The following is a 7,500-nucleotide window of genomic DNA, read 5'->3' on the forward strand; positions in this document are numbered from 1 at the left end:
GGTTTTAAAATACGTTTCGTATAAATATACATTTTATATTTATTAGGTTGTACATTTGTTGCGCAACCTTATTCTTTTACCAACTTAGTAAAGGAGGGACACCTTTGGAAAATATCTCTGATTTATGGAATAGTGCCTTAAAAGAATTAGAAAAAAAGGTAAGCAAGCCTAGTTATGAGACATGGTTAAAATCCACAACGGCTCATAACTTGAAGAAAGACGTATTAACGATTACAGCTCCGAATGAATTTGCTCGTGACTGGCTAGAATCTCATTACTCCGAACTAATTTCAGAAACACTATACGATTTAACAGGGGCAAAATTAGCAATTCGCTTTATTATTCCCCAAAGTCAAGCTGAAGAGGACATTGATCTGCCTCCAGTTAAGCCGAATCCAGCACAAGATGATTCAGCTCATTTACCACAGAGCATGTTAAATCCAAAATATACATTCGATACATTTGTTATTGGCTCTGGTAACCGTTTTGCCCATGCAGCTTCATTAGCTGTAGCTGAGGCGCCAGCTAAAGCGTATAATCCACTCTTTATTTACGGGGGAGTTGGACTTGGAAAGACACATTTAATGCACGCAATTGGTCATTATGTAATTGAACATAATCCAAATGCAAAAGTTGTATATTTATCATCAGAAAAATTTACAAATGAATTTATTAACTCTATTCGTGATAATAAAGCTGTTGATTTTCGTAATAAATATCGTAACGTAGATGTTTTATTGATAGATGATATTCAATTTCTTGCTGGAAAAGAACAGACTCAAGAAGAGTTTTTCCATACATTTAATGCATTACACGAAGAAAGTAAACAAATTGTAATTTCTAGTGACCGACCACCAAAAGAAATTCCAACTTTAGAAGATCGTCTTCGTTCCCGCTTTGAATGGGGACTTATTACAGACATTACGCCGCCAGATTTAGAGACACGAATTGCGATTTTACGCAAAAAAGCAAAAGCTGAAGGGCTTGATATACCAAATGAAGTTATGCTTTATATCGCAAATCAAATTGATTCAAATATTCGTGAATTAGAAGGTGCACTTATCCGAGTTGTAGCTTATTCATCTTTAATTAATAAAGATATTAATGCTGATTTAGCAGCTGAAGCACTTAAAGATATTATTCCAAATTCTAAGCCGAAAATTATCTCTATTTATGATATTCAAAAAGCTGTCGGGGACGTTTATCAAGTGAAATTAGAAGATTTTAAAGCGAAAAAACGTACAAAATCAGTTGCGTTTCCTCGCCAAATTGCAATGTATTTATCGCGCGAGCTTACAGATTCCTCTTTACCAAAAATAGGTGAAGAATTTGGTGGACGTGATCATACAACAGTTATCCATGCCCATGAAAAAATCTCTAAACTACTAAAAACCGATACGCAATTACAAAAGCAAGTTGAAGAAATTAATGGTATTTTAAAGTAGTAGCTGAATAGTGTGAATAACTTACCTTGTTTTACGCACAGTCTATCCACATGTAGATAGACTGTTTTTACATCCTTTAGCGGGGTTATCCACATATCCACAAGCCCTATTACTATTACTACTATTTTTTATCTTTATTAATTAAATAAAATCTTATACTTACCGGAGGTTTTTCTTTATGCGTTTTACAATACAAAAAGACTATCTTGTAAGAGGTGTACAAGATGTAATGAAGGCAGTTTCTTCTCGTACAACAATCCCAATTCTTACGGGAATTAAAGTTGTAGCAACTGAAGAAGGAGTTACATTAACAGGAAGCGATGCTGATATTTCGATTGAATCGTTTATTCCAGTCGAAGAAGATGGAAAAGAAATCGTAGAAATAGCTCAATCAGGAAGCATTGTTTTACAGGCAAAATATTTTAGTGAGATTGTAAAAAAACTACCTAAAGACACTGTCGAAATTTCTGTAGAAAATCATTTTATGACAAAAATAAAATCTGGAAAATCAGAGTTTAACTTAAATGGTTTAGATTCTGCAGAATATCCGTTATTGCCACAGATTGAAGAACATCATGTATTTAAGATACCAACAGATTTACTTAAACATATGATCAGACAAACTGTATTTGCAGTTTCTACTTCTGAAACAAGACCAATCTTGACAGGTGTAAACTGGAAGGTATATAACAGCGAGTTAACTTGTATTGCAACAGATAGTCATAGGCTGGCACTTCGAAAAGCAAAAATTGAAGGACATAATATTGCAGATGAATTCCAAGCTAATGTTGTTATCCCAGGTAAGAGCTTAAATGAATTAAGTAAAATTTTAGATGAGTCTGAAGAAATGGTAGATATCGTTATTACGGAGTATCAAGTATTATTCCGTACAAAACATTTATTATTCTTCTCAAGATTGTTAGAAGGGAATTATCCTGATACGACACGTTTAATTCCGGCAGAGAGTAAAACGGATATTTTTGTGAATACAAAAGAATTCCTACAAGCAATTGATCGCGCTTCACTATTAGCAAGAGATGGCCGCAATAACGTTGTTAAATTATCAACTTTAGAGCAAGAAATGCTAGAGATTTCTTCGAATTCACCAGAAATCGGAAAAGTTGTTGAAGAAGTACAATGCGAAAAAGTAGATGGAGAAGAGTTAAAAATATCTTTTAGTGCAAAATATATGATGGATGCATTGAAAGCTTTGGATAGTACAGAGATTAAAGTTAGCTTTACTGGGGCGATGAGACCGTTCTTAATTCGTACAGTAAATGATGATTCAATTATTCAATTAATTTTACCGGTTCGTACTTACTAGGTAAGGAATAAGGGTTGCTAGTTTAAAGATGCTAGTGGCCCTTATTTGATTTTTGGGTATTACTTTCCTAATGCTAGTTTATTTAGTACAATGAAAGAATGAACACTTTCAGAAAGTGAGCGATTTTATGAAACGTATTAAAATTTCAACAGAGTATATTACACTAGGACAATTTTTAAAGTTAGCTGATGTAATTGATACAGGTGGCGCTGTAAAATGGTTTTTACAAGAATATGAAGTGTACGTGAACAACGAACTTGAAAATAGAAGAGGTCGCAAACTATATGCGAATGATGTTATTGAAATTCCAGGAAGCGGAACTTTCCAAGTTCAGGCATAAAGGGGGAGCCCTTTGTTTATTTCAGAAATACAATTAAAAAACTATCGCAATTATGAAAAATTAGAGCTTTCCTTTGAAGATAAGGTAAATGTAATTATCGGCGAAAATGCGCAAGGGAAAACAAATTTGATGGAAGCTATTTATGTTTTAGCGATGGCGAAATCTCATAGAACCTCTAATGATCGCGAACTTATCCGCTGGGATGAAGATTTTGGTCAAATAAAAGGGAAATTACAAAAAAGAAACAGTTCTTTGTCTTTGGAATTAAATATTTCGAAAAAAGGTAAAAAGGCAAAATTAAATCAACTTGAACAGCAAAAGTTAAGTCAATATATTGGCGTGATGAACGTTGTCATGTTTGCCCCAGAAGATTTAAATCTTGTAAAAGGAAGCCCTCAAGTAAGAAGACGCTTTTTAGATATGGAATTAGGACAAATAGCTCCTGTATATTTGTATGAATTAAGTCAATATCAAAAGGTGCTCACGCAACGAAATCACTTGTTGAAAAAAATGCAAGGGAATAGTAAGAATGAGGAAACGATGTTGGATGTATTTACACTTCAACTAATTGAGCATGGTGCGAAAATACTGCAAAAACGTTTTGAATTTTTGCATTTGCTACAGGAATGGGCAGCTCCAATTCATCGAGGTATAAGCCGTGGATTAGAAGAGTTAGAAATTGTCTATAAACCAAGTGTAGATGTATCAGAATCAATGGATTTGTCGAAAATAAAAGAAGTATACTATGAAAGTTTTCAATCTGTGAAACAACGTGAAATTTTCCGTGGTACGACTTTAATTGGTCCTCATCGTGACGATTTACAATTCTTCGTTAATAGTAAAAATGTTCAAGTCTTTGGTTCGCAAGGACAACAACGAACGACTGCACTATCCCTAAAATTAGCTGAAATTGAATTGATTTATTCAGAGGTTAAAGAATATCCAATCCTTTTGTTGGATGATGTTTTATCAGAATTAGATGATTATCGTCAATCACATCTTTTAAATACAATTCAAGGAAAAGTGCAAACATTTGTTACAACGACGAGTGTCGACGGAATTGAACACGAAACATTAAAAGAAGCGAAAACAATTCATGTAACGAACGGCACTGTAGATTGTGAAATAGATAGGGAATAACCCCTGTTTAAATGGAAAAGTAGGTGATCTTTGTGTCAATGGAACAAAAGCAAATGCAAGAAAATGCATATGATGAAAGTCAGATACAGGTGCTTGAAGGACTAGAGGCAGTTCGGAAACGCCCTGGTATGTATATTGGATCTACAAGTGGAAAAGGGCTTCACCATCTTGTTTGGGAAATCGTAGATAATAGTATTGATGAAGCACTTGCAGGTTATTGTGATGAAATTAATGTTAGTATCGAAGAAGATAATAGTATTCGTGTAACGGATAATGGGCGTGGTATTCCGGTTGGTATACAAGAAAAAATGGGACGTCCAGCTGTAGAAGTTATTATGACTGTTCTCCACGCCGGTGGTAAATTTGGCGGTGGCGGTTATAAAGTTTCTGGTGGTTTACATGGTGTTGGGGCATCGGTTGTAAATGCTCTATCAACAGAATTAGAAGTATTTGTACATCGTGAAGGTAAAATCCATTACCAAAAATACGAAAGAGGTATTCCGGTTGCGGATTTAAAAGTCATTGGTGACACCGATCAAACAGGAACAATAACTCGATTTAAACCAGATCCGGAAATTTTCCAAGAAACAACAGTATACGATTTTGATACGCTAGCAACTCGTATGCGTGAATTAGCGTTTTTAAATCGTAATATTAAATTAACAATTGAAGATAAACGTGAACATAAGCAAAAGAAAGAATTCCATTACGAAGGTGGAATTAAATCATACGTTGAGCATTTAAATCGCTCAAAACAACCGATTCATGAAGAGCCTGTGTACGTAGAAGGTTCAAAAGATGGTATTCAGGTTGAGGTTTCTCTTCAATATAACGAAGGATACACAAATAATATTTACTCATTTACGAATAACATCCATACGTATGAAGGTGGTACACATGAGGTAGGTTTTAAAACAGCTTTAACTCGTGTAATCAACGACTATGGTCGTAAAAATAGCATTTTAAAAGATGCGGACAGTAATTTAACTGGTGAGGATGTTCGTGAAGGTTTAACAGCAATTGTATCAATCAAGCATCCAAATCCACAATTTGAAGGACAAACGAAGACAAAGCTTGGGAATAGTGAAGCGAGAACAATTACAGAGTCTGTATTCTCAGAGGCATTTGAAAAGTTCTTACTAGAAAATCCTAATGTAGCGCGAAAAATTGTAGAAAAAGGTACGATGGCTGCACGTGCACGTGTAGCTGCGAAAAAAGCGCGTGAATTGACACGTCGAAAGAGTGCGTTAGAAGTTTCCAGTTTACCTGGTAAATTAGCTGATTGCTCTTCGAAAGATCCAGCAATTAGTGAAATTTACATCGTAGAGGGTGACTCTGCGGGTGGATCTGCAAAACAAGGACGCGATCGTCATTTCCAAGCAATTTTACCGCTGAAGGGTAAAATTATTAATGTGGAAAAGGCGCGCTTAGATAAGATTTTATCAAATGATGAAGTTCGTACAATTATTACGGCAATCGGTACAAATATTGGTGGAGACTTCGATATTGAAAAAGCACGCTATCATAAAGTTATTATTATGACCGATGCCGATGTTGATGGTGCACATATTCGTACCCTATTATTAACGTTCTTCTATCGTTATATGCGTCAAATAATTGAGTGTGGTTATATCTATATTGCACAGCCGCCATTGTTTAAAATACAACAAGGTAAAAAAATTCAATATGCTTACAACGATAAGGAACTTGAAAAAATCTTAGCTGAGCTACCAGCCCAGCCGAAACCAGGAATTCAACGTTATAAAGGTCTTGGGGAGATGAATCCAACTCAGCTATGGGAGACGACAATGGATCCAGAAGTACGTTCGTTACTTCAAGTTTCTCTTCAAGATGCAATAGAAGCAGACGAAACGTTTGAAATTTTAATGGGTGATAAAGTAGAACCGCGTCGTAACTTTATCCAAGAGAATGCAAAATACGTGAAGAACCTTGATATTTAAATGAGTAATGACAGGAATCTAAGTATTCCTGTCTTCTACATATAAATCAATGTATGTGTAACGGAAATGTAAGAGGAGGTGCTCGTTGATGTCAGACAATCAACAACAAGCACGAATTCGAGAAATTAATATTAGTCATGAAATGCGTACCTCATTTTTAGATTACGCAATGAGTGTTATCGTATCTCGTGCATTACCAGATGTTCGTGATGGATTAAAACCTGTGCATCGTAGGGTTTTATATGCGATGAATGATTTAGGAATTACAGCTGATAAAGCGTATAAGAAATCAGCACGTATTGTCGGTGAAGTAATCGGTAAGTATCACCCTCATGGTGATTCAGCCGTTTATGAAACAATGGTACGTATGGCGCAAGATTTTAGTCAACGTTATATGCTTGTAGATGGGCATGGTAACTTCGGTTCTGTAGATGGAGATTCAGCAGCAGCAATGCGTTATACAGAGGCAAGAATGTCTAAGATTTCTATGGAATTAATACGTGATATTTCAAAAAATACAATTGATTATCAAGATAACTATGATGGTTCCGAAAGAGAACCGATAGTACTACCAGCGCGTTTCCCTAATTTATTAGTAAACGGTACAACAGGTATTGCTGTTGGTATGGCAACAAATATACCGCCGCATCAGCTTGGCGAAGTAATTGATGGTGTGCTGGCATTAAGTCATAATCCTGATATTACTATCGCAGAATTGATGGAATATATTCCTGGTCCAGACTTTCCGACGGCAGGTTTAATTTTAGGAAGAAGTGGAATTCGAAGAGCTTATGAAACAGGTCGCGGTTCCATTATGCTTCGTGCTAAGGTTGAAATTGAAGAGAAGTCAAACGGTAAACAATCTATTATCGTAACTGAACTACCTTATCAAGTTAATAAGGCGCGATTAATTGAAAAAATCGCAGAATTAGTTCGCGATAAGAAAATTGAAGGTATTACAGATTTACGTGATGAATCAGATCGTAATGGTATGCGTATTGTCATGGAAGTACGTCGTGATGCTAATGCAAACGTACTATTAAACAATCTATATAAACATACAGCGCTTCAAACAAGTTTCGGTATTAATATGTTGTCTCTTGTAAATGGGGAGCCACAAGTACTAAATTTAAAACAAAATCTATATCATTATTTAGAGCATCAGAAGGTAGTAATTCGTAGACGTACTGCTTATGAATTAGAAAAAGCAGAAGCACGTGCTCATATTTTAGAAGGATTACGAATTGCTTTAGATCATCTTGATGAAGTTATTACGTTAATTCGTAGTTC

The 7,500-nt window shown here is 35.3% G+C and carries 6 protein-coding genes (1 of these 6 only partly in view); all 6 read left to right on the plus strand.

The window, feature by feature from the left end; genetic code table 11:
• Positions 1-104 precede the first annotated feature (104 nt).
• A complete protein-coding gene (dnaA, locus tag C3Y97_RS00005; protein WP_000428017.1) occupies positions 105-1,445 on the plus strand; it encodes a chromosomal replication initiator protein DnaA in 1,341 nt (446 codons plus the stop codon).
• A gap of 178 nt (positions 1,446-1,623) precedes the next feature.
• Positions 1,624-2,769 (plus strand): DNA polymerase III subunit beta, encoded by a 1,146-nt coding sequence (gene dnaN / locus C3Y97_RS00010; RefSeq protein WP_001212884.1) that lies wholly within the window; start codon positions 1,624-1,626, stop codon positions 2,767-2,769.
• A 127-nt stretch (positions 2,770-2,896) separates the two neighbouring features.
• Positions 2,897-3,109, plus strand: a complete 213-nt coding sequence (gene yaaA / locus C3Y97_RS00015) for a S4 domain-containing protein YaaA (RefSeq protein WP_000821364.1) — start codon at positions 2,897-2,899, stop codon at positions 3,107-3,109.
• A 12-nt stretch (positions 3,110-3,121) separates the two neighbouring features.
• Positions 3,122-4,249: a DNA replication/repair protein RecF gene (gene recF, locus C3Y97_RS00020; protein WP_000470745.1), complete on the plus strand. Its 1,128-nt coding sequence runs from the start codon at positions 3,122-3,124 to the stop codon at positions 4,247-4,249.
• A 38-nt stretch (positions 4,250-4,287) separates the two neighbouring features.
• The gene (gyrB, locus tag C3Y97_RS00025; protein ID WP_000435982.1) at positions 4,288-6,210 is read left to right on the plus strand and encodes a DNA topoisomerase (ATP-hydrolyzing) subunit B; all 1,923 of its coding nucleotides are present in this window, start codon (positions 4,288-4,290) and stop codon (positions 6,208-6,210) included.
• An 88-nt stretch (positions 6,211-6,298) separates the two neighbouring features.
• Positions 6,299-7,500, plus strand: partial view of a DNA gyrase subunit A gene (gyrA, locus tag C3Y97_RS00030; RefSeq protein ID WP_086391485.1) — the 5' end (the start) only. It continues 1,270 nt past the right edge of the window; 1,202 of the gene's 2,472 nt are visible here — the first part of the coding sequence; it begins with the start codon at positions 6,299-6,301; its stop codon lies off the right edge, out of view.

This window comes from Bacillus sp. DU-106, assembly GCF_004799705.1.
GTDB classification, from domain to species: domain Bacteria; phylum Bacillota; class Bacilli; order Bacillales; family Bacillaceae_G; genus Bacillus_A; species Bacillus_A cereus.

What these genes read in the sequence shown, in the direction of transcription:
- dnaN (WP_001212884.1), top strand. Translation starts at nt 1,624, where the DNA reads ATGCGTTTTACAATACAAAAAGACTATCTTGTAAGAGGTGTACAAGAT.
- yaaA (WP_000821364.1), top strand. Translation starts at nt 2,897, where the DNA reads ATGAAACGTATTAAAATTTCAACAGAGTATATTACACTAGGACAATTT.
- gyrB (WP_000435982.1), top strand. Translation starts at nt 4,288, where the DNA reads ATGGAACAAAAGCAAATGCAAGAAAATGCATATGATGAAAGTCAGATA.